Source organism: Streptomyces vulcanius, from assembly GCF_042653945.1.
Lineage (GTDB): Bacteria > Actinomycetota > Actinomycetes > Streptomycetales > Streptomycetaceae > Streptomyces > Streptomyces mangrovi.
Window position 1 is genome coordinate 1 of record NZ_JBHSFK010000025.1, and the last position, 26,046, is coordinate 26,046.

The following is a 26,046-nucleotide window of genomic DNA, read 5'->3' on the forward strand; positions in this document are numbered from 1 at the left end:
CGCCACCTTTCCCCTGGAGGACGCGGGCAAGGCATTCGCCGCCTCCCTCGACCCCGAACACGTCAAGGTCCTCGTCACCATGACAGCCCCCTGACCCGGCCGCGCCTGAGCACATGGCACCTTCCCCCGGAGACGCTTTCAGGACTGGTGCCGTGCTGACTCCGCTCTGATCAGCATCCGATCGGCGGGGCTCGTTCTTGCTGACAGCCGACCCGGAGCCCGCCCTCGGCCGAAAAGCTGGGGGCGGTGCCGTATGCGCCGCGTGAGAGTGGCCTCTTGGCTCAAGGGCCACCCGCTCGCGACGGGAGATTTCGCACGGACTGCACACTTCATGCAAGGAGGACGTGATGGCTCTGACGCCGCCCCCGTTCGACCGCGAGGCCGCCGCCGCTCTCGCCGTGTTCGATGGGTCGTTCCCGCCGTTCACGTCCGACACGATCACCGAACACCGTCAACCAGGGCTCGCGCAGGTCGTGAGCGACGAACAGTTGGGCCGTGACGGATTCTTCACTGTCGAGGACCGGACGGTGCCGGGTCCCGAAGGTGCCCCCGACATATCGCTGCTGATCTGTCGCCCCACCACGTCCGCCTCTCCGCTGCCAGTCGTCTTCTACATCCACGGTGGCGGGATGGTCATGGGGGACAACAGGAGCACCCTGGACGTGGTCCTGGACTGGGCACAGGAGCTGGACGCCGTCGTGGTGTCCGTGGAGTACCGGCTCGCTCCCGAACACCCGCACCCCGCCCCGATCGAAGACGTGTACGCCGGGCTGCTGTGGACAGCCGAGCACGCCGACGAGATCGGCGGTGACGCCGAGCGGATCGTCGTCGCGGGCGTCAGCGCAGGCGGCGGTCTGGCGGCCGCGCTGGCGCTCCTCACCCGCGACCGCAAGGGTCCCCGGCCGATCGGCCAGGTGTTGATGTCCCCGATGCTCGACGACCGCAACGACACCCCGTCCGCACACCAGATGGCAGGACTCGACCTCTGGGACCGCGCCGCCAACGAAACCGGCTGGAACGCGCTGCTCGGTGCGCGGCGCGGTGCGGCGGACGTGTCTCCGTACGCCGCACCGGCCCGGGCCGAGGACCTGTCAGGGCTGCCCCCGGCCTTCCTGGACGTCGGCTCCGCGGAGACCTTCCGTGACGAGGCCGTCACGTACGCCTCCCGCATCTGGCAGGCCGGCGGCGTCGGAGAACTCCACGTCTGGCCCGGCGGCTTCCACGGCTTCGAATTCAACGCCCCGCAGGCAGCGATCTCCGTCGCCACCCGCGCCGCACGCGTCCAGTGGCTGCGCAGGCTACTTGTGGAGTGACGGCGCAGCGTGCGGGCGGCCGGGCAAGGCAACGGGCCGTACTGCAAACGCTGTTGCCGCAGAGGTAGGGCCGTATGACCACGTGCACGAGTTGTTCCGCCGAGGGCAGCGGCCTACTCGGAGCTGTTTCGCCGCGTCATACCTCTCCCGGGCCTTCCGCATCTCGTCCATCCGCTCGTCGCTCCACAGGGCCAGTGCGCGCCCCTGTTCGGCGGCCTCGCGGCCGAGATCCGTTCAGCAGGTACGCGACGTGGCGCGGGATCACCGGCCTGGCCTTGTGGTTGACCGGACCGTCCCGCTCAAGGTTCCGCAGCGTCTGCCCGAGCATCGTCTGCAGAGCAGCCGCGGTGGTGGTGAGCGGGCGCTTGGCCGTGCCGTCGGGGCGGATCGCCGGCTACTTCATCTGGAAACCCGAGGGCCCGCGCACTGCGGCGGCGGCGAGCTCCTTGACCTGGGCAGTGGGCACGGGCACGCCGGGCGCCTCCTTGATCCAGGCCACGAAGTCCTTGGGAGCGAGGCCGGACGGCGGCTGTCCCACGTACGGGACGGCGAACAGCGGGGTGTTGGGTTCGCAGCGCCAGCTGTCGGCCAGCGTGCCGAGGTCCACGGCGTCGAAGCCGAGCATGTCCAGCAGGCCGGCCACCTCTTGCTTTGCGTCCGGGTCGTCGCCGAACAGCGGCAGCGCGCTGCGGCTGGGGGCTCAGGCCGGGAGCGACAGGTCCACCAGCTGCTTCATGCCGATGCACTGCAATGCCTTCACCACCTGGGCACCTGCGAGGTGGCGCTGCACCAGTTCACTGGAGGTCATCTTGTTGCTGTCGAGCTCCGGGATCCTCCAGCCGGGCCTCGGTGCGTAGTTCATCGGGTCGATCACGGTCTTGCCGGCGAGCTCCGCCCGGGGCAGCTGCTCGTGGGCGGCCAGCGGCACGGACGCGATGACCAGGTCACCGGCGCTCGCTGCTTCGGCCGGGGTGGCCGCGTGGGCCCGCTCGCCGAGCTCGGCGACGAGACCGGCCAGCGTCTCGGGGCCGCGCGAGTTGCTCAGGACGACGTTCAGGCCGGCGTCGACGGCGCGACGGGCAACCGCGAGGCCGACGGCGCCGGTGCCGATGACGCCGAGGGTTGTGGTGCTCATTTCTGTTTGTTCTCCGTTCGGATTTCCCGCGTTGCGGCACTCGGTGGGAATGGCCGATCCGGCGGGCTCGTACTCATCACAGATGGGCTGACCTGCGCGAACAATGAGAGGCCTTCGCGGTGGCGGCCCGAGTGTGGGTGATCGCCGGAGAACCGGCGGGCCGTCCTGCGGATTGGGGCGGCGTCCTGTGTCACGGCACGATCGCCGTGGCCGTCTTTCCCGCCGCATTGATGCGGGCCTGCACGTCGTCCGGTGGACCTGAACTTGTCCGAAAGCTCCTGCACCGGAGCCGCTGTCAGGCGTAGACGAGCTCGGCCTGCCACTGGTCCTTCGGCTGGTGGTGCAGGTCGAGATAGGCCGCGGCCAGGGCTTCGGGGGCGAAGCGCGGGTCCTCCCCTCCGATCATGCCGGCAACGGTCACCGTGGAGGCGTGCACGCCCGAGTCGCGCTGGTCGTCGTGGAGGGCCTGGACGTAGGCGCGCAGTGCGGCCTTGCCGACCGACAGCGTGGTGTATTCGGGTGAGGGGTGGAGGGCGAATCCGCCGCCGGTGAAGAGCAGACTGCCCCGGCCGTCCCGTAGGAGGGGAAGGACCGTCCGGGCGGCGACTACGGCACCGGTGACGTTCACCGCGAGGGTCTGCGCCCATGCCGTGGCGTCCAGCCCCGTGGGTGTGTCGGTCTTCAGTACGGCTGCGTTGTAGACGAGTATCTCCGGCGCGCCGAGGTCGTTCACAGCCTGCCTGAGTGCGGCCTGCAGGGCTTCGGGGTTACCGGCGTCGGCTTGGTAGGCGCCGGCGGTGAAGCCCTGGCCGGTCAGCTCGGCGGCGTATTTGTCCAGGCGTTCCGCGTCGCGGCCGAAGAGTGCGACCGGGTGACCGTCACGTGCGAAAGCCTCCGCGAGCGCCAGGCCGAGGCCGGGGCCGACACCGATGATGAGGGCGGTTCCTTTGCTCATTTTTCTGCTCTTCTCCTCGTCGGTCATGTCTGCTTGTCGCATCCGACCTCGTGCCGTACGACCAGCCCGCTGTCGGCCGGCATGTTAGTCTCCAGGTGTTGACTATAGGGTCGGGATCATCGTTAGTCAACGACTGGGGACTAAGGAGTGGCATGGCAGGCAGGCGACCTCGGAACATCGAAGCGACGCGTACCGCGATCCTCGAAGCGGCGCGGCGGCTCTTCACCGAGCATGGCTACGGCGGGGTCGGCGTCCGCGAGATCGCCGAGAGTGCCCAAGCGGACAAGGCGCTGATCACGCGTTACTTCGGATCCAAGGCAGGACTCTTCGCCGAGGCCGTGCCCGCGACGTTCGCTCCCGGCGCTCTGATCGAGGGCGACCGAGCCGACTTCGGGCGGCGGATCGCGACACACATCGTCGAATACAGCGCCGCCCTCGACTTCGATCCGATGGCCGCCACGATCCGGTCCCTTCCGGACCGGGACGCTTCCGAGCAGCTGCGTGCCGGCTTCGAGGAAAAGTACATCGCACCGCTCGCCGAGTGGATCGGTGCCGACGACGCTCCCCGCAGAGCGGCTTTGCTCGTCGCTCAGATGATGGGCATGACCATCGCGGTCAACGTGCTGTCCCTGACCCCTCTGACCGACCTAGGGAAGGACGAACTCATCGATCTCCTGGCCCCGATCTTCCAGTCGGTGGTGGAAGGAACCGGGTAGCAGCCGCTCCCATGACCGCCTGATGGCGCGGGTTCCATCCGTGGTCCCCTGGCGGCGTCCAGCGGGGCCGCCGCGAAAGGACCTGTGATTCCGTGACGCAGAACTCAGCCGGGAGGGCTTTGTGCGGATAGGGGAGGTCGCGTCACGCGCCCTGGTTTCAGGTTCACTTGTTCGGCCGCTGCCTGTCGGCGGAGTGCTTCTCCTCGAACTCGATGGGGCTGAGGTGGCCGAGTCCGTCGGGAGTCGCTGCGGGTGGCGGACGAGTTGGACCCCGTACGGTCGCCTTTCCGGCGGGCTCCGCGGGCATCTGCGGATGGACGACGCGGCGCGGATCGTGGTGGAGACGATGCGGGCGGCGAGGACGTCGGTCGAGGAGGTCAGGTTCGTCCTCTTCGACGAGCAGGCGTACGACGCGTTCACCCGGCAGGTCCGCTGACGACGGGCGGGGAATTCGGTCGCGCCCCGCGAGGTGAGCCGTTAGGTTCCGTCCGGGCACCGTGAGGTGCGGGACGCGACCACGAGGGGGAGTCGGGCATGGACACCGAAGCGGCGCGGACCGATCGCCTGGGCCTGCTGCTCGAGCAGTTCGACAAGGCCAGGGAGATGGCCCAGGTGCGGCTGACGGGGCTCGGCGACGAGGAGTACCTGTGGGATCCGGTGCCCGGCTGCTGGTCGCTCCGGCGCCGGGGCGAGGCGGTGACACCCAGGGCGTTCGGGCCGGGCGAGTGGGTGCTCGACCTGGGCGCCCCGGACATCCCGGCGAGCGAGTACACCGAGGTCGCCCGGCAGGCCGCCGACGGCATGACCGTCGCAAAGATCGCCGAGGACTGGAGCGTGAGCGTCGAGCGGGTCGAGCAGGTCCTCGCCCACACCGGCCCGCCGGAGCCCGACGTCACGCCGGTCACGACCATCGCGTGGCGGCTGGGACACCTGCACTTCGAGTTCGCGGGCGGCTGGGAGTGGGCCTTCGGTGAGAAGCGGCAGGACCCGAAGCTGATGGTCGACTTCACCCCCTCCGCCGCCTTGACCCTGGACCGGTTCTGGACGGTGATCGACCGCTGGCGCGACAGCATCGGTGCCGTCACCGAGGAGCAGCTCGACACGGTCGGCTTCTCGCAGTACCCCTACGGCTCCGACCCCGACGACCCGTTCATCAACGTACTCGCCGGGGCCAACCTCGAATTCATCCACCACATGGCCGAGATCGCGTTGCTCCGCGACCTGTACCGGGCGGGTCAGGGCGCCTTCCAGAGGGTCAACCCGGTGACGTAGTCGCGTGCCTTGGAGCCCGACGCGTTCTGCTGGACGACGACGTCCTTGATCTCGAGCATCGCCAGGTTGCCCTCGTCGGTGACGGTGCAGAGCAGCGTGCCCTTGGTCAGCTCCTCGCCCTGGACGTCGTCGGAGAGCTCGGAGGGCAGCGCGTCGGTCGCCGCGCCCTCGGCGCACTGCTCGGGGGTGGCGCCCGCGCTCTTTCCCGTGGTCGTCACGAAGTGCAGTGGGTGGGTGGTGCCCCACTCCGCGTACTGCAGTTCGGCCCCGGTCGTCGAACTGGAGGCGTGCGTGTCGATCGCCGGCGCGTCCAGGTCGACGTTCGTGTACGAGCTGGCGCCCGAGGTGAACTGGGCGCGCAGAGTGAGCGGCTTGTCCTTGAAGATCTCCGTGTAGCCGGCCGACGCCCCGGTCGGGGTGGGTGACTCGGCCGCGCTCGACGCGGTGTCCGTCGGCGCCGAGGACTTCACGGGTGCCGACGAGGAGCCGGACTGTTGCGCGTCGCTGTCCTTGTCGTCGTCGCGCGTGAAGACCCAGGCGGCTGCCGCGACCACCACCACGGCCAGCGCGGCGGCGCCGACGGCCAGCGGGGTCCGGCTCCGGGGGCGGGCCGGTGCCGCGGCCGGGGGCGGCGCTCCCTGAAAGGACGGGGACGGAGACGGGGACGGGGTGGCGGGTCCGGTGGGCGGCTGTGGCGGCTCGGCGGGGCGGGAAGGCTGGGTGGGCGTGTATCCGGCGGGCGCAGCCGTGCCCGGCGGCACGGTGTCGGCCGCGGCACCGGAGGGCGAGTTGCCCGCGGCACCGGAGGGCGAGCTGACCGCGGCACCTGAAGGCGAGAAGGCCGCCGCACCGGAGGGCGAGTTGACCGCCGCACCTGAAGGCGAGAAGCCCGCCGCATCGGGAGGCGGGACGACCGCCGCACCGGGAGGCACGGTCGCCGCGAGTGCCGGGGAGTCGTCCGAAGGGTCCGGACCCGGCTCGGACTCGGCCCGCTCGCGGGCGAGTCGCTCCCGGCCGGCGATGTCCGCCGCGACCGGCGCGGGCAGCCAGCCGGTGAAGTCCCGCAGCGGGCGTTCGACCGACTCCTGGCACAGCTCGGCCAGTTCGGAGGGCGTGGGGCGGGCCGCGGGGTCGGCCGCCAGCGTGCGTTCCAGGACGGTACGCAGCGGCTCGGGATACGCCGACAGATCCGGCGGGCGGAACTCGGTGTTGGCGATCCTGGTGGCCAGGGTGATGGCCCCGTGGTCGCCGTAGGGATGGCGGCCGGTCGCGGCCACGGCGGCGATCAGGCCGAGCGAGAAGACATCGGTCGCCGGGGTGAGGTCCTGGCCGCCCGCGTGCTCCGGCGACATGAACTGCGGCGTGCCGATGAGCCCGCCGCTGCGGGTGAGCTGGGTGGCGTCGGCGGCCCGCGCGATACCGAAGTCGATGATCCAGGGGCCGTCGGAGGAGACGAGGACGTTGCTCGGCTTCAGGTCCCGGTGGATGACGCCGGCCCGGTGCACGGCGTGCAGCGCCTCCGCCGCGCAGCCGGTCAGCTGGAGCACCGTCGGCAGCGGAAGCGTCCCGTGCCGGGCGAGGACCTGGTCCAGGGCGAGGCCGGGGACGTAGGCGGTGGCCAGCCAGGGCTGGGATCCGGTGGTGTCGTGGTCGACGACGGGGACGATGTGGTAGCCCTGCACCCGGCGGGCGGAGGTCGCCTCCTGCTCGAAACGGCGCCGGAACTCCTCGTCCAGGGCGTACTCCCGGCGGATCACCTTCAGGGCGACCGGCTGGTTGCCGCGCGTCCGCGAGAGGTAGACGCTGCCCATGCCGCCCTCGCCGATCCTGGCGAGGAGCCGGTAACCGGCCACCTCCCGCGGGTCGTCGGGGCCCAGCGGTCTCAACTGGTCACCTGTTCCAGCGTCGTTCAAGATGTCGACCTCCCCCTCGCCGGCGCGATCGTACCCGGGCAACCCGGTCAGCGGGAAGCATCCGAGGAGATCGCAGGAGATCGCAGGAGATCAAGGGAAAACGGTACAGTCGGCTGTACAAGTGCCCTGCGGTCAGGCCCCTTTCGAAGGACAGCGAGGCGCGCATGGAACACCATCTGGCCGTGTCGGCGGAGCGCGCCGACTATCTGCTGGAGCTCTCCAACGTCGTACGCCAGACGTCCATCGGCCCCCGGGGACCCCGGTCCCTGCGCCGGCTCGGGCTCGTCCTGCGGGCCCTGATGGACCTCACCGGGGATCCCGACGTCTCCGTCTACCTGGTCGCCGACACCAGCCTGCTGGGCGGACAGCGGGAGTTCGGGGACCCGGCCGAGGTCCGCCGGCTGCGCGGGTGGGTCGCCGGCGGGCTGGTCGAGGAGGTGGACGACGCGGACGAACGGATCCTGGACCTGGCCCGGATGACCGGCACCCGGGTCGTCACCGGCGACCAGTACGTCGACCACCGCCTCCAGCACCCGTGGATCCAGGGAAACACCTGGCAGTTCCTCAGACCCGAGGCCCGCCCCGACGGGTCCGTCACCGTCGTACCCATGGACATGGGGGTGCGCACGGAGGCCGAGATCTCCCACCGCATGGAACTCTCCGCCCTCAAGAAGCAGGGCCTGCTCGGTCCCTCGCGGACTCCGCTGACCGAGGTCATCATGCGGGCCTGGCGCTGCCCGGAACCCCGTTGCGGGCTCTACGACCTCCACCGGGGCGAGCGTGTCCTGCTGCCCAGGATGCGGCGCGGCGCGCCCACCTGTGAGCTGCACGGCGTCCCCCTGGCCGACGAGGGCCCCCGGCCGGCCGCCGCCCAGCTCAAGGTCGTCATCGGCGGAGCCTGCGTGGCCCGGTACACCCTCGACGAGGGCTCCGAGGCAAACGTCGGACGGTTCCCCGGCCCGGCGGGCATCGCCCTGCACGGTCTGCTGTCCCCGGAGGTCGCCGGGCGGGTCAGCCGCAGGCATGTGGCGGTCTGCGCGCGCGGCGGGACGGTCCTGGTCCGTGACGTCAGCAGCTACGGGACCCGGATGCGCGGCGCCGGCCGCAGGGGCGTGCCCGGCCGCTGGGAGACGCTGCCGCCGGGCACCGACCGGCCCTTCCGCCCCGGCGACGAGGTCGAACTCACCCCCGGTGTCGTCCTCACCCGCAGCGGCCGGCGCTTCCCCGCCGAACTCGCCGACGCCTGGCGTACCGTGGCCGCTCCGACGGCGCCTGTCCCGGCCGCCGCCGAGGCACCCACCCGACGGGCCTGACGGCGCCACATCCGGCGGAAACCGGACTGCTTCACCCGGGCAGGTGATCAGTAAGCTGAGCGGTATGCGCACCGTGGCACGAGTAACCGCGGCTTCGCACGTCCTGGTCGTCGTGGGCGACGCGGCGACGGCCGAGGCCCTCTCGGTGGCCCTCGATCTCGCCGGTTGCCGGACCACGACGGCGAACGGGGGAGCCGAGGCCGCGGCCCGGCTCACCGAGCGCCCCTTCGACCTCGTCGTCCTGGACGTGCTGCTCCCGGATCTGCACCTCCTGAGACGCCCTCCCGGACAGGCCGTTGCGGGCATGCCGGCCGTACTCCTGCTCGCGGAGGGCGAGTTGCTCGGCACCATGGTTCCGCCGGACCCCCGGGCAGCCCCGGACACCGGCGCGGCCAGAGTCACCCGGCTCGGCGAAGTCGTCAGCCGCGTACGGCAGTTGACGGGGGGTGACGCGCCCGACCCCGGTGGCGGTGCGCACGGCTACGCCGACCTCGTCCTGGACGACCTGACCTGCCGGGCATGGCGCGGGCGGCGGGTCGTCGAGCTCACCCCGGCGGAGTACCGTCTGCTGCGCTGTCTGCTGGCCCACCCGGACCGGGTGCTCTCCAAGGAGGAACTCGGCCGGCGGGTCTGGGGGGAGCCGCCGACCGACAGCGCGATCGGCCGGCTCGTCTCCCGGCTGCGCCGCAAGGTCGACGTGGAGGAACCCGCGCTCATCCACACCCGCCGCGGCTTCGGCTACTGGCTGGGCGGACCGATGCGCTCCTGAACCGGGCCGGACCCGCCCCGTCGCACTCTGTCCGGAATCTGTCCGGAACTTGTCAGCCCGGTCGGGTTGGCTGGGGGTGCCGGGTGCCCCGACCTCGACGGTCGGGCAGCCCCGACCTTCTACGGTCGGGTGCCCCGGACCCCCCACGGTCGGGTGCCCCGGACCCTCACGCGGCCCCACCACAGACAGGAGAGACCCACCCGTATGCCCGCCCCCCGCACCACCCCCATCACCTCCGCGTCCCCCGGCCTCGGCTTCGACCCGGAAGCCCTGCGCGAGAAGTACCGCATCGAACGCGACCGCCGTGTCCGCCCGGACGGCCGGAGCCAGTACCGGCACACCGCCGGGGAGTTCGGCTCGTTCGACACCGACCCGCACGCCGACCCGGACTTCTCCCGGGCCCCGCTGCGCGACCGCGTCGAGGTGGTGGTCATCGGCGGCGGCTTCGGCGGACTGCTCGCCGGGGCCCGCCTGCGCCAGGCCGGCGTGGACTCGATCCGCGTCATCGAGAAGGGCGCGGACTTCGGCGGCACCTGGTACTGGAACCGCTATCCCGGCATCCACTGCGACATCGAGTCCTACATCTATCTGCCGCTGCTGGAGGAGACCGGCTACATCCCCGAGTGGCGGTACGCGCCGGGCGAGGAGATCCGGGAGCACGCACGGGCCGTGGCCCGCCGTTTCGACCTGTACGACGACGTGTGCTTCCAGACCCTGGCGACCGAACTGCGGTGGGACGAGGGCGAGTCGGAGTGGATTGTGGCCACCGACCGGGGCGACCTGATGCGGGCCCGCCACGTCGTCGTGGCGAGCGGCACGCTCAGCCAGCCCAAACTCCCCGGCATCCCCGGCATCGACACCTTCCGCGGACACGTGTTCCACACCAGCCGCTGGGACTACGACTACACCGGCGGCGACGCCGACGGCGGCCTGACGGGGCTCGCCGGCAAGCGGGTGGCCCTGGTGGGGACCGGCGCGACCGCCGTCCAGGTGGTGCCCCACCTCGGCGCGGACGCGGCGCACCTGTACGTGTTCCAGCGCACCCCGTCCTCCGTCGACGTACGCGACAACCGGCCCACCGACCCCGAGTGGGCGAAGTCCCTGACGCCGGGCTGGCAGCGGCGCCGCAGGGAGAACTTCCTCAAGGTGGTCACCGGTGTGCGGGTGGCGGAGGACATGGTGGGTGACGCCTGGACGTCCAGCGCCCGGCTCCAGGAGAAGATGATCCCGACCAACAGCTACGCGGACGTCCCGGCCGAGGAGCGCGAACGGGCGTACGAGATCGCCGACTTCCAGAAGATGAACGAGCTGCGCGCCCGGGTGGACGCCCTCGTGGGCGACCAGGAGGCGGCCGAGGCCCTCAAGCCCTGGTACCGCTACATGTGCAAGCGGCCCACGTTCAGCGACTCCTATCTGCAGACCTTCAACCGGCCGAACGTCACCCTGGTCGACACGGCCGACTCGCACGGCGTCGAGCGGATCACGGAGAACGCCCTCGTGGTCGGCGGCGAGGAGTACGAGGTCGACTGCGTCGTCTTCGCGACCGGTTTCGACGTCGGTGTCTCCGGGATCCTCTCCGGTCAACTGCCCGTGTACGGCAGGGGAGGTGTCGCGCTCCTGGAGGCGTGGCGCAGCGGCCCGCAGACCCTGCACGGCTTCTACAGCAACGGCTTCCCCGGTCTCTTCCAGCTCGGCCCGCTGCAGAACGCCAGCGCCGTCAACTACGTGCACATCCTCGACGAGCAGGCGAGCCATGTCGCCGAGGTCGTCGCGGAGGCGCGCAAGCGGCGGGCGCGGTACGTGGAGCCCACCGTCGAGGCGCAGTCCGCGTGGGTGGCGACCATCCGTGAGAAGGCCGCGGACCTGCACACCTTCCAGGCCGAGTGCACCCCGGGCTACTACAACAACGAGGGCCGGCCCAGGGCCCGCAGCGAGTCCTTCGGCGACGGTCCGGTCGCCTTCCACGAACTGCTCGCGCGCTGGCGGACGGACGGCGGCATGGCCGAGGTGCTGGTGGAGGCGGAGGACGCGTGAGGACGTCGTATCCCAAGGAGCCCAGGACCAGCGCCCGTTGGCGCGCACAGAGGCTCAACCCGCCCAACCGGCTGTGGGGTTCCAACGGCGTGGCGTTCGGCCCCGACGGGCGGCTGTACGTCGCCGAGTTCCTCGCCGGGCGGATCAGCGCCGTCGACCTCGCGACCGGGGACGTCGAGGTGGCCGTACCGGTGGACGGGCCGGTGCAGTCGCCGGACGACCTCGCGTTCGGTGCGGACGGCTCGATGTACATCGCCGACCTGGTGCCGGGCCGGGTGTGGCGGCGCGATCCCGGGGGCGCGTACACGCTCGTCTCGGACGAGGTGACCAACCCCAACGGCATCACCTGTGTGGGCGACCGGCTGTTCGTGAACGAGATGAAGCCCGGCGGGCGCCTGATGGAGCTGTTCCCGGACGGGCGGGAGCCGTTGGTGCTCACCGAGGGGCTGGCCCTCGGCAACGCGATGCAGCTCGGCCCGGACGGTCATCTGTACTACCCGCACATGCTCACCGGCCAGGTCTGGCGGATCCCGCCGGACGGCGGGGTGCCCGAGGTGGTCGCGGACAACGTGCACGAACCGGTCGCGGTCCGGTTCGACCGGGGCGGCGTCCTGCACGTCCTCTCCCGCGGCGCGGAAGGCATCGTCACCCGTGTCGACCTGCACGGCGACGGCTCCCGCACGCTGGTCACCAGTGGCCTCGTCGGCCTTGACAACGCGGCCTTCGACACCGAGAACCGTATGTTCGTCTCCAGCTACGCCAGCGGCGGCGTCACGGAACTGCACCCCGACGGCCGGATCCGCGAGATCGTCCCGCGCGGCCTCGACGGTCCCTACGGTGTGACGGTCGACCTCGGCGGCACGGTGTACGCCGCCGACCACTACCGGCTGGCGAGCCCGGCCGCCGAACACGAGGGCGAGCCCGGCCGGGGCGACGACCCGGCCGAGGCGGGCGGCGTCACCACGCGGATGCTGCGGCCGTTCGCCCACGGCATCGTGGCCGACGGTGAACTCCTGCACCTGACCTCGCAGTACGGCGTCGTGCAGACCTACGACCCCGTCGCCGGGACCACCCGGGAACGGGCGAGCGGGCTGCGCCGGCCGCTCGGCATCGCGGTCGGCCCCGACGGCTTGCTCGTCGTCGCCGAGGCGGACGCCGGCCGGGTCGTCTCGATCGGCGCCGACGACACCCTGACCGTGCTGGCCGAGGGGCTCGACCGTCCGGTGGACGTGGCCTTCGACGGCGCGGGCCACTGCTACGTCAGCGACGAGCGGCGCGGCGCGGTCCTGCGGATCGAGGAGGGGAGCGCGGTGGCGGTCGCGGAGGGGCTCGGGGCGCCGCAGGGACTGACCGTCCTGGGCGGCGAGCTGTTCACCGTCGAGACCGCGCACCGCAGACTCCTGGCGGTCTCCCTCACCACGGGGGAGTGCAGGACGGACGCGGAGGACCTGCCGGTCGGGCCGCCGCCCGGCAGCACGCCCCGCGCGGATCCGGCACTGTTCGCCGGGGGCATGCCGGGCGCCCCCGCCCGCTTCGCCGGCCTCGCCACCACCCCGGACGGCTCCCTCCTCCTGTCGGCCGACGGCGAGGGCACGGTCCTGCGCCTGTCCCCACGGACGACGGAGATCTAGCGGCGGGACACGCCGCCGGACGGCGCATACACCAGGTATGGAGCAATTCAGGCATATTGTCTGGAATATGACTAAATGCCAAGCTCTGTATCTGGCGTGCACCGCGGCGATCGTCGGGACCGCGCTCGGTGCCGCTCCGCCCGCCCCCGGCCACACCACCCACGTGGTCCGGCCGGGGGAGTCGATCCAGGCGGCCCTCGACGCCGCCCTACCGGGTGACACGGTCTACCTGAAGCCCGGCACGTACCGCCAGAGCGTCACCCTCGGCACGGACCGCGTCACCCTGCGCGGCGCCGGCGCCCGCACCGTGATCACACCGGTCGCCACGACCTCCAAGGCCTCCGGCGCCTGCGCCGCCACGGGCAACGGCGTCTGTGTCGTCGGCACCAAGGACCGCGCCGTCAAGGGCGTCACCGTCACCGCCCTGACCGTCACCGGGTTCACCAAGACCGGTCTGTACGCCTCGGCCACCGACCGGCTGACCGTGCGCAACGTGCGGTCCCTGAAGAACGGGGTGTGGGGCATCGCCGTCGAGGGCTCGACGCGCACCCTGCTCCAGGCCGACACCGCGCAGGACAACGGCGACGCGGGCCTCTTCCTCGCCAACAGCGTCTCCGCGGAGATGGGCGCCACGGACACCCGGGGGACCCGTGTCCTGGACAACCGGGTGTCGGGCAACCGGATCGGCGTCACCGTCCGCCGGCTGCGCGATCTCACCGTCGCCCGCAACCGCATGACCGGCAACTGCGCGGCCGTCTTCGTCGTCGGCGACGAGAACAAGCCCAAGGCCGGCCTGATCACCGTGCGCGGCAACCGCATCGCCACCAACAACAAGTCCTGCCCGAAGACCGCGCGCCTGGACGCCCTGCAGGGCTCCGGCATCGTGCTGACCGGCGCCGAGGACAGCCTGGTGACCCGCAACGTGATCACCGGCAACGTCGGCGCCTCCCCGCTCTCCGGCGGCATCGTCCTGTTCAAGAGCTTCGTAGGCACCACCAGCGACCGCAACCGCATCACCGACAACGTGCTGCAGGGCAACTCCCCGGCCGACATCGTCAACGCGGACACCGCCGGCCAGGGCAACACCTTCACGCGCAACTCCTGCAAGGCGTCCCAGCCCGCCGGCCTGTGCTGACCCGGAGCACCCCCTGTCCACGAGAGAAAGAAGGCGGCACATGACGACCGCTGAGACCGCTCCACCGCCGCCCATGCGGCTGCGGGAGCTCGTGTTCGGGGCGGCCTGCGCCGCCGCCGTGCGCGCCTGCGCCCGACTCGGCGTCGCCGACTCCCTCGGCGACGCCCCCATGACCGCCGAGGACCTGGCCGCCGCGGTGAAGACCGAACCCCGGCCGCTGCGCAGGCTGCTGCGCGCCCTGTCCTGCCACGGCGTCTTCACCGAGCGCCCCGACGGGACGTTCGCCCACACCGAGATGTCCCGGCTGCTGCGCGAGGACGACCCGCACAGCCTGCGCAACATCGCCCTGTGGTGCACCGAGCCGTGGACCTGGGACGCCTGGCCGAAGCTCGACGAGGCGGTGCGCACCGGCCGCAACGTCGTCGAGGACCTGTACGGCAAGGAGTTCTTCGCCTACCTCAACGAGGACGCCCCCGAGTCCGCCGAGGTCTTCAACCGGGCCATGACGACCTCCAGCGAGCAGTCCGCGCGGGAGGTCGCCGCCCTGCTCGACCTGACCGGCAGCAGGTCGGTCGCCGACATCGGCGGCGGCCAGGGCCATGTGGTGGCCAGCCTGCTCGACAAGTACCCGTCGATGCACGGCAGCCTGCTGGACCTGCCCCGCGTGGTCGACAACGCCGTACCCCGGCTGCGCCCGGGCGGAGACCTCGCGGACCGCGCCCGCATCGTGCCCGGCGACGTCCGCGCGGCCGTACCGGTCAAGGCGGACGTCTACGTCATCAAGAACATCCTGGAATGGGACGACGAGTCCACCGCCCGGACGATGGCCAACGTCATCGGCGCGGGCGGCCCCGGCACCCGGGTCGTCGTCATCGAGAACCTCGTCGACGACACCCCCTCGATGCGCTTCAGCACCGCCATGGACCTGCTGCTGCTCCTCAACGTCGGCGGCGCCAAGCACACCACCGAGTCCATGGTGAACCGGCTGTCCGAAGCGGGCCTGGTCATCGACGACATCCGGCCCGTCAACCCCTACCTGCACGCCTTCGACTGCCACGTACCGAGCTGAACACCCCGCAGACCACCGGTCGCCGGGCCCGCAGCGTCGCGGACCCGGCGACCGGTGTCATCTGCCGCGTCAGCCGGCCGGGCGCTCCCAGAGGTAGAAGCGCCGCGCCATGGCGTCCTTGGGGGAGCGCCAGGTCTCCGGGTCGTAGGCGCTGACGTACGCCGAGAGGCGCTCGCTGACGTCCCGGAACTCGGGGTGCGAGGTGACCTTGGCGATGGCCGGGCCGGGCTCGCGCTCGGACTCGATCAGATGCATGTACACGTCGCCGAACTGGAAGAGGCTGCGCCGGACGACCCCGACGAGGTGCGGCAGCTCCCCCCGGTCGGAGTCCTCGAACACCTTGGCGATGTCGGGGGCGGAACCCGGGGCCATCCGGGCGACGATCAGGGCTTGGTGCATGGGAAGGTGCTCCGTCCGGTCAGTCGGTGAGGCCGCGTGTGGAGCCCCGCTCGGCCGCCGCCTTCTCGACGCGGTCCCGGATCAGGGCCATCTGGACCTTGGAGTTCCGGTTGATGTTGTCGGTCATCCACTCGTCGTCGACGGGCGCGTCCGGCTTCATCGCGAAATCCTGCGTCCAGACCATCCGCACACCGGCCGGGACCTCCTCGTACTCCCAGAGGATGTCCATGTGGGCGAACGGCCCGGTCTCCACCCGGCGGGCCCGCACGGACAGCGTGTCGCGGTCGGGCTCCCGCTCGGAGACCCAGCTCCACACCTTGCCGTTGTCGTCCGGGTGCATGGTCAGCCGGAACGTCGTCTTCCGGCCCTCCCGGGAGAGGATCTCGACGGAGGCGTACTCGGTGAACAGCCGCGTCCACTTCTCCAGGTCGTTGGTCATGTCCCAGACCAGGTCGAGCGGAGCGGCGATGGTGATCTCGTTCTGCGTGTGTCCGGTCATGTCGTCACGCCCCCGCCGGCAGCGAGCTGTTCACCTGGTCGAGGAACTCCCTGGGCGTGTGGCAGCGCTCCAGGTCCACGTCCAGCGCCGTGCCGAAACGGTTCTCCAGTGCGCCCACGATGCCCAGCATGCCGAGCGAGTCGATGCCGAGCTCGCCGAAGTCGCCGTCGGCGTGCTCCTGCAGCCGCTCCGGGGCGACGGTGATCCCGGCGGCCTGTTTGATCAGTCCCGCCAGCTCTTCCATGGTGATGCGGTCACTCATGAGGTACCTCTCCTGTGCTGTGCTGTGCCCCGCTACGAGGCGTCGGTGACGCCGTGCCGCAGCACCAGCGCCGAGTTCGACCCCATCAGGCCCCGGCTGAGGACCAGCGCCGTGCGCATTTCGGCGGCACGGGCACGGACGGTCACCAGCTCGAGGTCGTGGCAGATGTCGAAGACATGGGGGGTGGGCGGGATCAGCCCGTGCTCCATCGCGAGTACGGCCGCCGCCGCGTCCAGCACCGGCGCCCCTCCGAAGGCCCGGCCGATACCGGTCTTGGGCGCCGTGACCGGCACCTTCCGGCCGTACGCGCCCAGCGCGTCCGCGATGGCCAGGGCCTCCGCCCGGTCCGCCTCCGGCACACCGAGGGCGTCGGCGAAGACCACGTCGATCTCCTCCGGCGCACAGCGCGCCTCCTCCAGCGCACCCCGGATCGCCTGCGCCAGCCCCTCCCGGGACCGGTCCCAGCGGGAGGCGCCGGTGAAGGTCGCCGAATGCCCCGCGACGGTGGCCCGCACCCGCGCGCCCCGCTCCCGGGCGGCGTTCTCGTCCTCCACGACGAACATGGCACCGCCCTCGGCCGGCACGAACCCGCACGCGCCGTCGGTGAACGGCCGGTAGGCGCGCGTCGGATCCTCCACCGTGCTCAGCGCGTCGTAACCGAGCTGGCAGACCATCGAGTACGGGGCGAGCGGCGCCTCGGTCGAGCCGGCCACCAGCACCCCGGTGCCCCGCCGCACCGCCCGCGCCGCGTGCGCGAGGGCGTCCAGACCGCCCGCCTCGTCCGCGGCGATCACCGAGCAGGGGCCCTTGAGCCCGCGGCGGATGGAGATCTGGCCGGTGCTGGCCGCGTAGAACCAGGCGATCGACTGGTACGGCCCCACGAACCGGCTGCCCTTGCCCCACAGCTGCTGGAGCTCGCGCTGCCCGAACTCGCCGCCACCGGAACCGGCGGCGGTGACCACACCCACCCCGTACGGGTCGGCGTCGGTGTCGGCCTGGCCGAGGCGGGCGTCGTCGAGCGCGAAGTCGGCCGCGGCCATCGCGAAGTGGGTGAACCGGTCCGTCTGGACGAGGAAGCGCTCCTCGACCATCCCCTCCGGCTCGAAGCCGCGGACCTCGCCGGCCACCCGCAGCGGCAGATGCCCGCACCCCTCGCGGGTCACCCGGTCGAGGACGCTGATGCCTTCCTGGGTGGCCTTCCAGAAGGCCCCGGTGCTGGTTCCGTTGGGCGCGACCACACCGATTCCGGTGACGGCGGCGCGTCCTGGCAGCGGTTCGCTCATCGTGTCCTCTCCCTGGGCCGGGTCAGGACCACCGCGGACTGGAACCCGCCGAACCCGCTGCCCACGGAGAGCACGTTGTCCAGCTTCCGCTCGCGCGCGACCCGCGGCACGTAGTCCAGGTCGCACTCGGGGTCGGGGGTCTCGTAGTTCGCGGTGGGCGGTACCACCTGGTGGGCCAGGGCCAGGACACAGGCGACGACCTCGATCGCGCCGATCGCGCCCAGCGAGTGGCCCACCATGGACTTGATGGAGCTCATGGGGGTGGCGTACGCGTGCTGCCCCAGGGCCCGCTTGACCGCGGCGGTCTCGTGGCGGTCGTTCTGCAGGGTGCCCGAACCGTGCGCGTTGACGTAGTCGATCGCGGTGCCGTCCAGGCGGGCGTGGTCCAGGGCGAAGCCGATCGCCCGGGCCATCTCCAGGCCCTCCTTGGTGAGCCCGGTCATGTGGTAGGCGTTGCCGAAGGTGGCGTAGCCGCTCAGCTCGCAGTAGACCCGGGCCCCGCGGGCCCGGGCGTGCTCCAGCTCCTCCAGGACGAGTACCGCGCCCCCCTCGCCCATGACGAAACCGTTGCGGTCGGCGTCGAAGGGGCGCGAGGCGTGGGCCGGATCGTCGTTGTTGGGGGAGGTGGCCTTGATGGCGTCGAAGCAGGCCATGGTGATCGGGGAGATCGGCGAGTCCGACGCACCGGCTATGCAGACGTCGGCCCTGCCCTCCTCGATGGTGTGGAAGGCGTACCCGACGGCGTCGAGCCCCGAGGTGCAGCCGGTGGACACGGTCTGCACCGGCCCGCGCGCCTCGAACCGCTCGGCCACCGTGGCGGCGAGCGTCGCGGGCGTGAACGCCCGGTGCAGATCCGGCCGCGCCTGGCCGTGGTCCACGTCCCAGCGCTGCCCGTGATGGCTGACCAGCACGTAGTCGTGCTCCAGCCGGGTGGTGCCGCCCACCGCGGTGCCCAGGGACACCCCGACCCGCCAGGGGTTCTCCCGGCCGAGGTCGAGCCCCGAGTCCCGCACCGCCTCCTCCCCGGCGACCAGGGCGAACTGTATGTACCGGTCGCTCCGGGTGATCTGCTCGGCGTCGAGCCCGCAGGCCACCGGGTCGAAGTCGCACTCCGCGGCGATCCGCGACCTGAGGCTCGAGGGGTCGAAGAAGGTGATGCCCCGCGTCGCGGTCCGTCCGCCCGAGAGCAGGTCCCAGAACGCGGGGGTGCCGATGCCGCCCGGGGCGACCACGCCTATGCCGGTGACCGCCACCCGCCGGCTCATGAGACGACCCCCGCGGTCTGCTCGGTGTCGACATGGCCGAGCGGCGGGCTCGGGGCCAGCGGGCCGAGGTGGAAGACGAGCCGCGCCTCCACCTTGCCGACATTGCGGAAGCGGTGCCGCATGTGCATGGGGATCAGCAGCCCCTGCTCGGGCTGGAGCGGCGTGGGCTCGCCGTCCAGGTCGACCTCGATCCGCCCGCACAGGACGTACACGAACTCCTCGGAGTACGGGTGGTAGTGCTCGCCGATGCGGTCGCCGGGCTGGATGAGGGCCACGCCCATGAAGCCGCTGGTGGCGCCGACCGTGGCCGGGGTGAGCATGGCGCGCAGGTCACCGCCCCGCCGGGTGTTGGGCTCGACCTCGCTGAGATCCACGATTCTGGGACGGGAAGGGGTCACGACGTTGCTCCGATCGTGTGCTGTGCCGACAAAGTCGCGAGGGGAGGGAGGGGGAGGGAGGGGACGGATCAGGCGTCGGGCGAGCGGCGGTCGGTGACGAGGGTCATCGGGGCGGGCCCGGGGGCGCTCTCCAGCAGCTTCTTCAGCTGGGCGGCCGTCTTCGTGTCCGCCGGGGCCAGGGCCTTCGCGGGGTCCTTGCCGAGCCCGTGTCGTACGTCGACCAGCCGCACCACGACGTCGTCGCGCTGGAAGATCGTGCTGCGCAGGACCGGGCCGCGCGGGTCGTCGGCCGCCGCCTCGTCGTGACGGGCCAGCAGCTGGGCCAGCCGCAGACCCTGGCCGGGCTTGGCCGGGTAGTACAGGGCGTGCCGCTCCGCCTCCGGCTCCTCCTGGTCGGCCGTGACGTGGTGGACGGCCGGCAGCGCCGCCCGGGTGAAGAACACCCGCGCGGAGTTGGCGTCGTCGAGGTCGCGGTCCTGCTCCAGATACGGGTTGATGGCCTCCTCGACGGCCCGCACCTCGGGCTGCCGGGCCACGTGCCGCAGCGCCGCGAGCAGGTCGCCGCGCACCTCGATGGCCCGCACCACGCGGTTGCCGTGCATGAACAGGGAGGTGCGGCACAGCCGGGTGGTGTCGTCGACCTCGGGGGCCGGGGAGGCGTAGTCCGCGAGGATGCTCGCGACCTTCTTCTCGCTGCCCGGCTTCACGGTGAAGGTGAGCGCGTGCCGGATCACCCCGTCGCCCATCCGGGGCTCGGTCTGCAGGGTGCGCGCGGCGTTCGCCGCCGGGCCGCCGGTCTCGCGTACGACGTGGAAGCGCAGCGAGCGGGTGTCGCGCACACAGTTGTGCAGCGGCTTCACCATCTCCACGTGCTCCTCGCTGTTCACCCAGGTGAGGAACGGCGGGGCGCTCTCCCACTCGCTGGTGATCAGCCACTGGGAGGGGTTCTCGATCGACTGGCACAGCTGGTCGCTGACATGCCCGGGGACGGACGCGACCTGGTTGCACAACTGCTCGTACGCCTCCAGGAACTGCTGCTGGGCGCCGTCGTAGACGTCCACCAGGAGGACGACCCGGAGCCGGGAGCCGTCGAACACGGACTGGGAGACACGCTGGGACACCCGGCGGGTCACCGACGGGGAGGCGGGAGCGGAGGTGGTGGTCATGCGGGGCACTTCTCCTTCGCGGGAGGGGCGGTGGGACATGAGAGGTGGCGTGACTCGATCGTGGGCCGGTCCTCACGGGCGCGCGATTCGGATGGACTACGCGGGTGACCGGATCACCTGAGATGGGCGAAGACCACCAGGTTGTCCATGTAGTCCTTGGCCGCGTGGTCGTAGTCACCGGCGCAGGTGATCAGCCGGACCAGGGCCCGGGGCGTGTCGCCGTACACCCGCTCACTGGGGAAGTCGTCCTTGGCGAACGTCTCCACGCTGTCGACCTCGAAGGTCGCGATCCGCAGGTCGGCCCGCCGGATCTGGAAGACGTCCCCCTTCTCCAGCTCGCTGAGCCCGGCGAACACGGCGGCGGAGGTCTTGGTGTCGACGTGCCCGGCGATGACCGACGTGCCGGTCTCACCGGGGGAGGGGCCCTTGGCGAACCAGCCGACCAGATTGGTGTCGGCGGCGGGCGGGGGCTGGAGCTGCCCCGTGGGACCGATGGCGAGGTCGGTGAAGGGGGCGTCCACCGAGATCTTCGGGATGCGCAGCCGCTCGGGCCGGGAGCGGGGCAGATGCTTCCCGACGGGCCGGGCCGAAGCCCCGGCACCGACCTTCGGGGCCTGAGGCGCCTGCTGGGCCTGCGGCGGACGGGCGGAGCCGCCGGGAGACGGGGACGACGGGTCGCGCCCGCCGGCCAGGCCCACCGCCAGGATCAGCAGCGCCACGGCACACAGCGTCATCAGCCCCGAACGGGACCCCCGACCGGACGGCTCCGGCTCGTCGGCGGGGGAAGCGGAGGAAGGGGCGGGAGCGGAGGGAGCGGCGGAAGGGGCGGAAGGGGCGGGGGGGACTGCCATCGGAACACCTCGAACGGGACGTGGAGCGAGGGGGTGGACGCCGGGGCGGCCGCCACTCGATGCACCGGTGGCGGCCGCGGGACTATCGCGTCCGGCATGCTCAGGCCAGGCCGCCGGCCGTCTTCTTACGGCGGGCGGTGTAGAGGCCGGCTCCGGCGACGGCGAGGACTGCCAGGCCGCCAGCGGTCACGGCAGGCGCGGCGAGCGCGCCGCCGCCGGTGTGCACCCCGCCGCTGGGCTTCTCGTGGCCGCCGCTCCAGGAGTGGTCCTTGCTCTCCTCCTTGTCCTCCTTGCTCCAGGAGGAGTCCTCCTTGCCGCTGTCCTCCTTGCTCCAGGAGTCTTCCTTGGCGCTGTCGTCCTTGCTCCAGGACGAGTCCTCCTTGGAGCTGTCGTCCTTGCTCCACTCCTTGTCGGCGTCCTTCACGGCCGTCAGCGCGCCGCCTCCGGTGTGCACGCCGCCGCTGGGCTTGCCGTGCTCCTTGCCGTAGTCCTTGTCGTGCTCCTTGCCGTGCTCCTTCTCGTGCTCCTTCTCGTGCGAGGAGTCCTCCTTCTTGCTGTACGACGAGTCATCGCCCTTCTCCCAGTCACCGTCGTAGGCGTACGCGCCGGGCGCGGTGATGGCGAGGACGGCCGAGGCCGCCGCGGTGGCCAGGATCATGCGAGCAGAACGCATCTGAGGTTCCCTTCACATGGCCGGGCAGCTGTCGTCTCGTCAGCTGGAACAACCCGGCCTTGACGTGATCCACCGTCAGTCAGTCTTCGGCCGCCCACCACTCGGGGCGCTCACCCGGGTGAACGGCTACTCCATCGCCAGGAGGTCGGCCAGTACCTGACGCAGCGTCGGCTCCGGGTCGGGGACGGGCCCCGCGGTCCGCCAGGCGACGAACCCGTCCGGCCGTACGAGTACGGCGCCGCCTGCGGCGATGCCGTGCCGTTCCCGCCAGTCCGCGTCGTCGTCGGGGACCAGGTCCGCGCCCATCCGGTAAGCGACCAGCGGGACGGACAGCACATCCGCGAGGCGTACGCCGGCCGTGTACCAGCCCCCCTCGTCCCCGGCGTCCGAGTCGACGAGCAGCACCATCGACCGCTCGTACAGGTCGAGCGTGGAGATCCGCTCGCCGCCCCGCCGTACCCACAGGTGGGGTGCCCTGCTGCCGGGCGCGCCGGACAGGTCGAGCCCCTCCGGGACCACCGGGATCTCCGGGTCGGCGCCGACGACGGCGCCCTGCGGATAGCGGTAGCCGAGCGCCACGTTGAGGATGCCGCGCTGCGGTCCGCCGCCGCCGGCGGCGGGCGGGGGAGCGAATCCCGGGTGGCTGTGCTCGGCCGAACGGGCGGCGGCGCGGGCGCTGGTCGCCTCCGCGACCGGCCGGCGCTCGGCGTCGTAGCTGTCGAGGAGCCCGTCGCCCGCCCAGCCGCCGAGCACCGCGGCCAGTTTCCAGGCGAGGTTGTGGGCGTCCTGGATACCGGTGTTGGAGCCGAAGGCGCCGGTCGGGGACATCTCGTGGGCCGAGTCGCCGGCCAGGAACACCCGCCCGGACCGGTAGGCCCGGGTGACGCGCTGGGCGGCGTGCCAGGGCGCCTTGCCGGTGATCTCCACGTCGAGGTCCAGGGCCCCGACCGCCCGGCGGATGTGCTCGACGCACCGCTCGTCGGTGAACTCCTCCATGGTTTCCCCGTGTTCGGGGTGCCAGGGGGCGTGGAACACCCACTTCTCGCGGTTGTCGACCGGCAGCAGCGCCCCGTCGGCGCCCGGCTCGGTCAGATAGCAGACGATGAACCGCCGCTCGCCCACCACCTCGGCGAGAGCGCGGGAACGGAACGTCATGCTGATGTTGTGGAACAGGTCGCCGGGGCCGCTCTGTCCGATGCCGAGCTGCTCCCGGACGGGGCTGCGCGGGCCGTCGGCGGCGACCAGGTACCGGGCGCGGACCGTGGTGTGCTCGCCGGTCTCCCGGCTCTTCACCACGGCGGTGACTCCGTCGCCGTCCGCGTCGAACGACATCAGTTCGGTGCCGAACCGCAGATCGCCGCCGAGCCGCGCCGCATGGTCGAGCAGCACCGGCTCCAGGTCGTTCTGGCTGCACAGGCACCAGGCGCTCGGGCTGAACCGGGCCAGCCCGCCGCCCGGGTCGATGTTCTTGAACAGCCACTCGCCCGCGTCGCCGACCAGGGTCGGGGTCTGCAGGATGCCGTGGTTCTCGGCCAGGGTGGCCGCGGCGTCCTGGATGGCCCGCTCGACGCCGGCCACCCGGAACAGCTCCATGGTGCGGACGTTGTTGCCGCGCCCGCGCGGATGGATGGACGTACCGGAGTGGCGCTCCACGAGCAGGTGCGGCACCCCCATTCGGCCCAGGAACAGCGAAGTCGACAGCCCCACCAGGGAACCGCCGACGATGAGGACCGGGATCTCGTGGATCGTCTCGCCGGTGTCACCGGCTCTTTCGTTCATGACAAGCCTCCAGGCGGCGTCGTGCGCCGACTCGGCCGGATACGGGACCTCTCATGCATTGCCCCGCACACCCGACCCCGCCTGCGGCGCGACCCGAGTCACCCGCCCGGCCCACCCGATTCACCGACCTGCCGGGATCCGGCTCACAAGGAAGCCGCGGACCCCGGCAGATCAGGACGGCGTCAGCCGTCGATGCGGTGGGTCGTCCAGAACGAGGTCAGGTCCGTGGTCGTGGCGGCCTGCGCCGCCGCCTTGAACTCGGCCGTGGTCGACACGCCGTACCAGTGCGCGGTGGCGTAGTCCTTCAGCAGCTTGGCCATCGCCGTGTCGCCGATCAGCCGCCGCAGGTCGTGCAGGGCGCACTTGCCGTAGCCGTAGACGACGGTGGAGTACCGGGAGGAGTGGGTGTCCCAGTAGGCCATCGAGTTGGTGATCTTCTCGGCGGACGACGCCCAGGACACGCTGCTCCAGCAGCTGGTGCCGGTCTTGCCCAGGGCCAGATCGGTGGCGTAGTCGGTGAACGACTCGTCCAGCCAGGGGCTGTTGTACTCGTCGTCGCCGACGATGCCGTACCACCACTGGTGGCCGATCTCATGGGTGAGCGCGGTGGTGCTGACCAGGTCCAGGACGAAGCCCGGGTACTCCATGCCGCCGAACCAGAAGTTGTTGTCGATGACGGCGTCCAGCTCGCCGTACGGGTACGCGCCGAACCGGGCGGCGTGCGCGTCGACGGCCGTCCTGGCGGTGGTCAGCATCGACTGGGCGTCGGAGGAGCTGATGCCGGAGACGGAGTAGACGTTGACCGGGGTCCCGGCGGTGGACGTACCGGAGATCCTGGTGAACGGTCCGGCCGCCCAGGCGAAGTCGCGGACCTGGGTGGCGGTCGCCGTGGTGACGGTACGTCCGCTGGAGCCGGCCGTGTCGACCGAGGTGCCGGTGGCGGGCACCAGGAGGGTGGTCGGGTGGTCGAGGGTCACCTTGAAGTCGGCGGCCAGGGAGTAGAACGACTCGCCGTTGTTGGTGTACGGGTCCAGGTGCCAGCCTGCCCCGTCCTTGACCGCGAGCACCGGCAGCGCGTTGCCGACGAAGCTGAACGACCCGTCGTAGCCGAACCGGTCCGCGCCGCTGGGCACGGTGATGCCCAGGTCGAAGCCGACCGTGGCGCTCTGCCCCTGTGCGAGCGGCGTGGCCAGGGTGATGGGGAGGGCCGTGCAGCCCACCGAGAGGGAGCCCGCCGTGCCGCCGGTGACGTTGCTGACGACGATCGGCGTCGCGGAGCAGGTGCCGTGGTAGTTGTCCCACAGCCGCAGGTACACCTCGCTCAGCGGGGTGGCCGAGGCGTTGGTGAAGGTCGCGCTCTCGTGCCCGGTCCACACCGTGCCGGCGGTGTTGCTGCTGAGGCTGACGGTGTACGAGGGCGAGACCGGCGTCCGGGTCGGGTCGGCGGGCGGGGTCGTGCTGTCCGCCGTGTTCAGGGCGATGTCGTCGAGGACGAAGCTGGACTGGAGGCTGGAGTCCTCGGTGCCGGTGAAGGCGAGGGTGACGGTCTGGCCGGCGAACGCCGACACGTCGATCGACTTCTGGACGTACCCGGTGTTCTTGTCGAGGTTCGAGTACGTCGCGAGGGTCGTCGAGCCGAGCTTGGCCGTGAGCTTGTCGTACGCCGTGGAGGACGTCGTCTCGGCGGTGTCGATGTGCAGCCAGAAGCTGAGGGTGGCGCTGCCGCAGCCGGACGGGACCGTGACGCTCTGGGAGAGCGTGTCGGTGTGGGTGCCGCCGGTGCCGTCCAGCCAGGCGTAGTAGCCGCCGCCGTGGGCGCTCTGTCCGGTGCGGTTGGTGATCAGGCTCGTCGAGGACTGGGTCCAGGACGTGGCACCGCTCTCGAAGTCGCCGCCCGCGACCACCTGGGCCGGGGTGCAGACGGCCTGTGCCGCGGCGGTCGCCGGGGTCGAGGGCAGGACAAGGGCGGCCGTCGCGGCGAGGGCGAGCGCGCTCGCGGCGAGGGCCTTGCGGGGGGTGGGTCTCACTCGGGGCTCCTTTGCGGCGGCCGGGGTCCCGGCCTGCTCGGTGGCTGTCCCGACGGCAGGGGTGTGCCGGGGGACGGTGAGCGCGGCGGCTGCGGGAAGCGTGACAGATTTGACGCGGGCATGCCATCAGGAACTGGCAAAGGAGCCCGAACCGGCGAAGGGAGCGGCCCGCTCACACCCGTGGTCCGC

Annotated in this window: 24 protein-coding genes and 2 pseudogenes; 10 read left to right on the forward strand and 16 right to left on the reverse strand. The window is 71.6% G+C overall.

Going from position 1 to position 26,046, the window contains the following annotated elements; all coding sequences use genetic code 11:
- The first annotated feature begins 347 nt into the window (after positions 1–347).
- Positions 348–1,313, forward strand: a complete 966-nt coding sequence (locus tag ACFPIH_RS32620) for an alpha/beta hydrolase (RefSeq protein ID WP_381180913.1) — start codon at positions 348–350, stop codon at positions 1,311–1,313.
- A gap of 126 nt (positions 1,314–1,439) precedes the next feature.
- Here ACFPIH_RS32620 and ACFPIH_RS32625 read toward each other — a convergent pair.
- From ACFPIH_RS32625 to ACFPIH_RS32640, 4 genes and pseudogenes are all read right to left on the reverse strand, one after another.
- Positions 1,440–1,647 (reverse strand): annotated as a pseudogene (locus ACFPIH_RS32625) (winged helix-turn-helix transcriptional regulator); the annotation flags it as partial.
- A gap of 60 nt (positions 1,648–1,707) precedes the next feature.
- Positions 1,708–1,956: a hypothetical protein gene (locus tag ACFPIH_RS32630; protein ID WP_381180911.1), complete on the reverse strand. Its 249-nt coding sequence runs from the start codon at positions 1,954–1,956 to the stop codon at positions 1,708–1,710.
- Positions 1,957–2,013: 57 nt separating this feature from the next.
- The gene (locus ACFPIH_RS32635) at positions 2,014–2,448 is read right to left on the reverse strand and encodes an NADPH-dependent F420 reductase (RefSeq protein ID WP_381180910.1); all 435 of its coding nucleotides are present in this window, start codon (positions 2,446–2,448) and stop codon (positions 2,014–2,016) included.
- A 295-nt stretch (positions 2,449–2,743) separates the two neighbouring features.
- Positions 2,744–3,403: an SDR family NAD(P)-dependent oxidoreductase gene (locus ACFPIH_RS32640; RefSeq protein WP_381180908.1), complete on the reverse strand. Its 660-nt coding sequence runs from the start codon at positions 3,401–3,403 to the stop codon at positions 2,744–2,746.
- A 152-nt stretch (positions 3,404–3,555) separates the two neighbouring features.
- Between ACFPIH_RS32640 and ACFPIH_RS32645 the strand changes: the two genes are divergently transcribed.
- From ACFPIH_RS32645 to ACFPIH_RS32655, 3 genes and pseudogenes are all read left to right on the forward strand, one after another.
- Positions 3,556–4,119 carry a TetR/AcrR family transcriptional regulator gene (locus tag ACFPIH_RS32645; protein WP_381180906.1) on the forward strand — a complete coding sequence of 188 codons (564 nt, stop codon included), beginning with the start codon at positions 3,556–3,558 and terminating at the stop codon, positions 4,117–4,119.
- 237 nt (positions 4,120–4,356) lie between these two features.
- Positions 4,357–4,555, forward strand: a pseudogene (locus ACFPIH_RS32650) (macro domain-containing protein); the annotation flags it as partial.
- 98 nt (positions 4,556–4,653) lie between these two features.
- Positions 4,654–5,391: a DinB family protein gene (locus ACFPIH_RS32655; RefSeq protein WP_381180904.1), complete on the forward strand. Its 738-nt coding sequence runs from the start codon at positions 4,654–4,656 to the stop codon at positions 5,389–5,391.
- Here ACFPIH_RS32655 and ACFPIH_RS32660 read toward each other — a convergent pair.
- Positions 5,355–7,202: a serine/threonine-protein kinase gene (locus tag ACFPIH_RS32660; RefSeq protein ID WP_381180944.1), complete on the reverse strand. Its 1,848-nt coding sequence runs from the start codon at positions 7,200–7,202 to the stop codon at positions 5,355–5,357. The two genes, ACFPIH_RS32655 and ACFPIH_RS32660, sit on opposite strands and share 37 nt — an antisense overlap.
- A 266-nt stretch (positions 7,203–7,468) precedes the next feature.
- On the opposite strand from ACFPIH_RS32660, the gene ACFPIH_RS32665 reads away from it, so the two are divergent.
- The 6 genes from ACFPIH_RS32665 (at position 7,469) to ACFPIH_RS32690 (ending at position 15,255) form a co-directional block, all read left to right on the forward strand.
- Positions 7,469–8,617, forward strand: a complete 1,149-nt coding sequence (locus ACFPIH_RS32665; protein WP_381180902.1) for an FHA domain-containing protein — start codon at positions 7,469–7,471, stop codon at positions 8,615–8,617.
- Between the two features lie 64 nt (positions 8,618–8,681).
- Complete coding sequence (locus ACFPIH_RS32670) at positions 8,682–9,386, forward strand: response regulator transcription factor (protein ID WP_381180900.1); 705 nt, start codon at positions 8,682–8,684, stop codon at positions 9,384–9,386.
- Between the two features lie 204 nt (positions 9,387–9,590).
- Positions 9,591–11,420: a flavin-containing monooxygenase gene (locus ACFPIH_RS32675; protein ID WP_381180898.1), complete on the forward strand. Its 1,830-nt coding sequence runs from the start codon at positions 9,591–9,593 to the stop codon at positions 11,418–11,420.
- Positions 11,417–13,051: a hypothetical protein gene (locus ACFPIH_RS32680; protein ID WP_381180896.1), complete on the forward strand. Its 1,635-nt coding sequence runs from the start codon at positions 11,417–11,419 to the stop codon at positions 13,049–13,051. The genes ACFPIH_RS32675 and ACFPIH_RS32680 overlap by 4 nt, the downstream gene beginning before the upstream one ends.
- 67 nt (positions 13,052–13,118) lie before the next feature.
- Complete coding sequence (locus ACFPIH_RS32685) at positions 13,119–14,186, forward strand: right-handed parallel beta-helix repeat-containing protein (RefSeq protein WP_381180894.1); 1,068 nt, start codon at positions 13,119–13,121, stop codon at positions 14,184–14,186.
- A gap of 40 nt (positions 14,187–14,226) precedes the next feature.
- Positions 14,227–15,255, forward strand: a complete 1,029-nt coding sequence (locus ACFPIH_RS32690) for a methyltransferase (protein ID WP_381180893.1) — start codon at positions 14,227–14,229, stop codon at positions 15,253–15,255.
- Positions 15,256–15,324: 69 nt separating this feature from the next.
- On the opposite strand, the gene ACFPIH_RS32695 is transcribed toward ACFPIH_RS32690, so the two are convergent.
- From ACFPIH_RS32695 to ACFPIH_RS32745, 11 genes are all read right to left on the reverse strand, one after another.
- Positions 15,325–15,654, reverse strand: a complete 330-nt coding sequence (locus tag ACFPIH_RS32695) for a TcmI family type II polyketide cyclase (protein WP_381180891.1) — start codon at positions 15,652–15,654, stop codon at positions 15,325–15,327.
- A gap of 19 nt (positions 15,655–15,673) precedes the next feature.
- The gene (locus ACFPIH_RS32700; protein WP_381180889.1) at positions 15,674–16,153 is read right to left on the reverse strand and encodes an SRPBCC family protein; all 480 of its coding nucleotides are present in this window, start codon (positions 16,151–16,153) and stop codon (positions 15,674–15,676) included.
- Between the two features lie 4 nt (positions 16,154–16,157).
- On the reverse strand, positions 16,158–16,415 hold the full coding sequence (locus ACFPIH_RS32705; RefSeq protein ID WP_381180887.1) for an acyl carrier protein: 258 nt from the start codon (positions 16,413–16,415) through the stop codon (positions 16,158–16,160).
- A gap of 32 nt (positions 16,416–16,447) precedes the next feature.
- On the reverse strand, positions 16,448–17,698 hold the full coding sequence (locus tag ACFPIH_RS32710) for a beta-ketoacyl synthase N-terminal-like domain-containing protein (protein ID WP_381180886.1): 1,251 nt from the start codon (positions 17,696–17,698) through the stop codon (positions 16,448–16,450).
- Complete coding sequence (locus tag ACFPIH_RS32715) at positions 17,695–18,963, reverse strand: beta-ketoacyl-[acyl-carrier-protein] synthase family protein (RefSeq protein ID WP_381180884.1); 1,269 nt, start codon at positions 18,961–18,963, stop codon at positions 17,695–17,697. Before ACFPIH_RS32715 ends, ACFPIH_RS32710 begins: the two co-directional genes overlap by 4 nt.
- Positions 18,960–19,337, reverse strand: coding sequence for a cupin domain-containing protein (locus ACFPIH_RS32720; protein WP_381180942.1), 378 nt, complete (start codon positions 19,335–19,337; stop codon positions 18,960–18,962). Before ACFPIH_RS32720 ends, ACFPIH_RS32715 begins: the two co-directional genes overlap by 4 nt.
- A 92-nt stretch (positions 19,338–19,429) precedes the next feature.
- A complete protein-coding gene (locus tag ACFPIH_RS32725; RefSeq protein ID WP_381180882.1) occupies positions 19,430–20,527 on the reverse strand; it encodes a SchA/CurD-like domain-containing protein in 1,098 nt (365 codons plus the stop codon).
- A 113-nt stretch (positions 20,528–20,640) separates the two neighbouring features.
- A complete protein-coding gene (locus tag ACFPIH_RS32730; RefSeq protein ID WP_417801379.1) occupies positions 20,641–21,378 on the reverse strand; it encodes a class F sortase in 738 nt (245 codons plus the stop codon).
- A 100-nt stretch (positions 21,379–21,478) separates the two neighbouring features.
- Positions 21,479–22,051, reverse strand: a complete 573-nt coding sequence (locus ACFPIH_RS32735; RefSeq protein WP_381180880.1) for a hypothetical protein — start codon at positions 22,049–22,051, stop codon at positions 21,479–21,481.
- A gap of 126 nt (positions 22,052–22,177) precedes the next feature.
- Positions 22,178–23,830 carry an FAD-dependent oxidoreductase gene (locus ACFPIH_RS32740; RefSeq protein ID WP_381180878.1) on the reverse strand — a complete coding sequence of 551 codons (1,653 nt, stop codon included), beginning with the start codon at positions 23,828–23,830 and terminating at the stop codon, positions 22,178–22,180.
- 182 nt (positions 23,831–24,012) lie between these two features.
- Positions 24,013–25,857 (reverse strand): M1 family aminopeptidase, encoded by a 1,845-nt coding sequence (locus ACFPIH_RS32745; RefSeq protein WP_381180876.1) that lies wholly within the window; start codon positions 25,855–25,857, stop codon positions 24,013–24,015.
- Between the last annotated feature and the right edge of the window lie 189 nt (positions 25,858–26,046).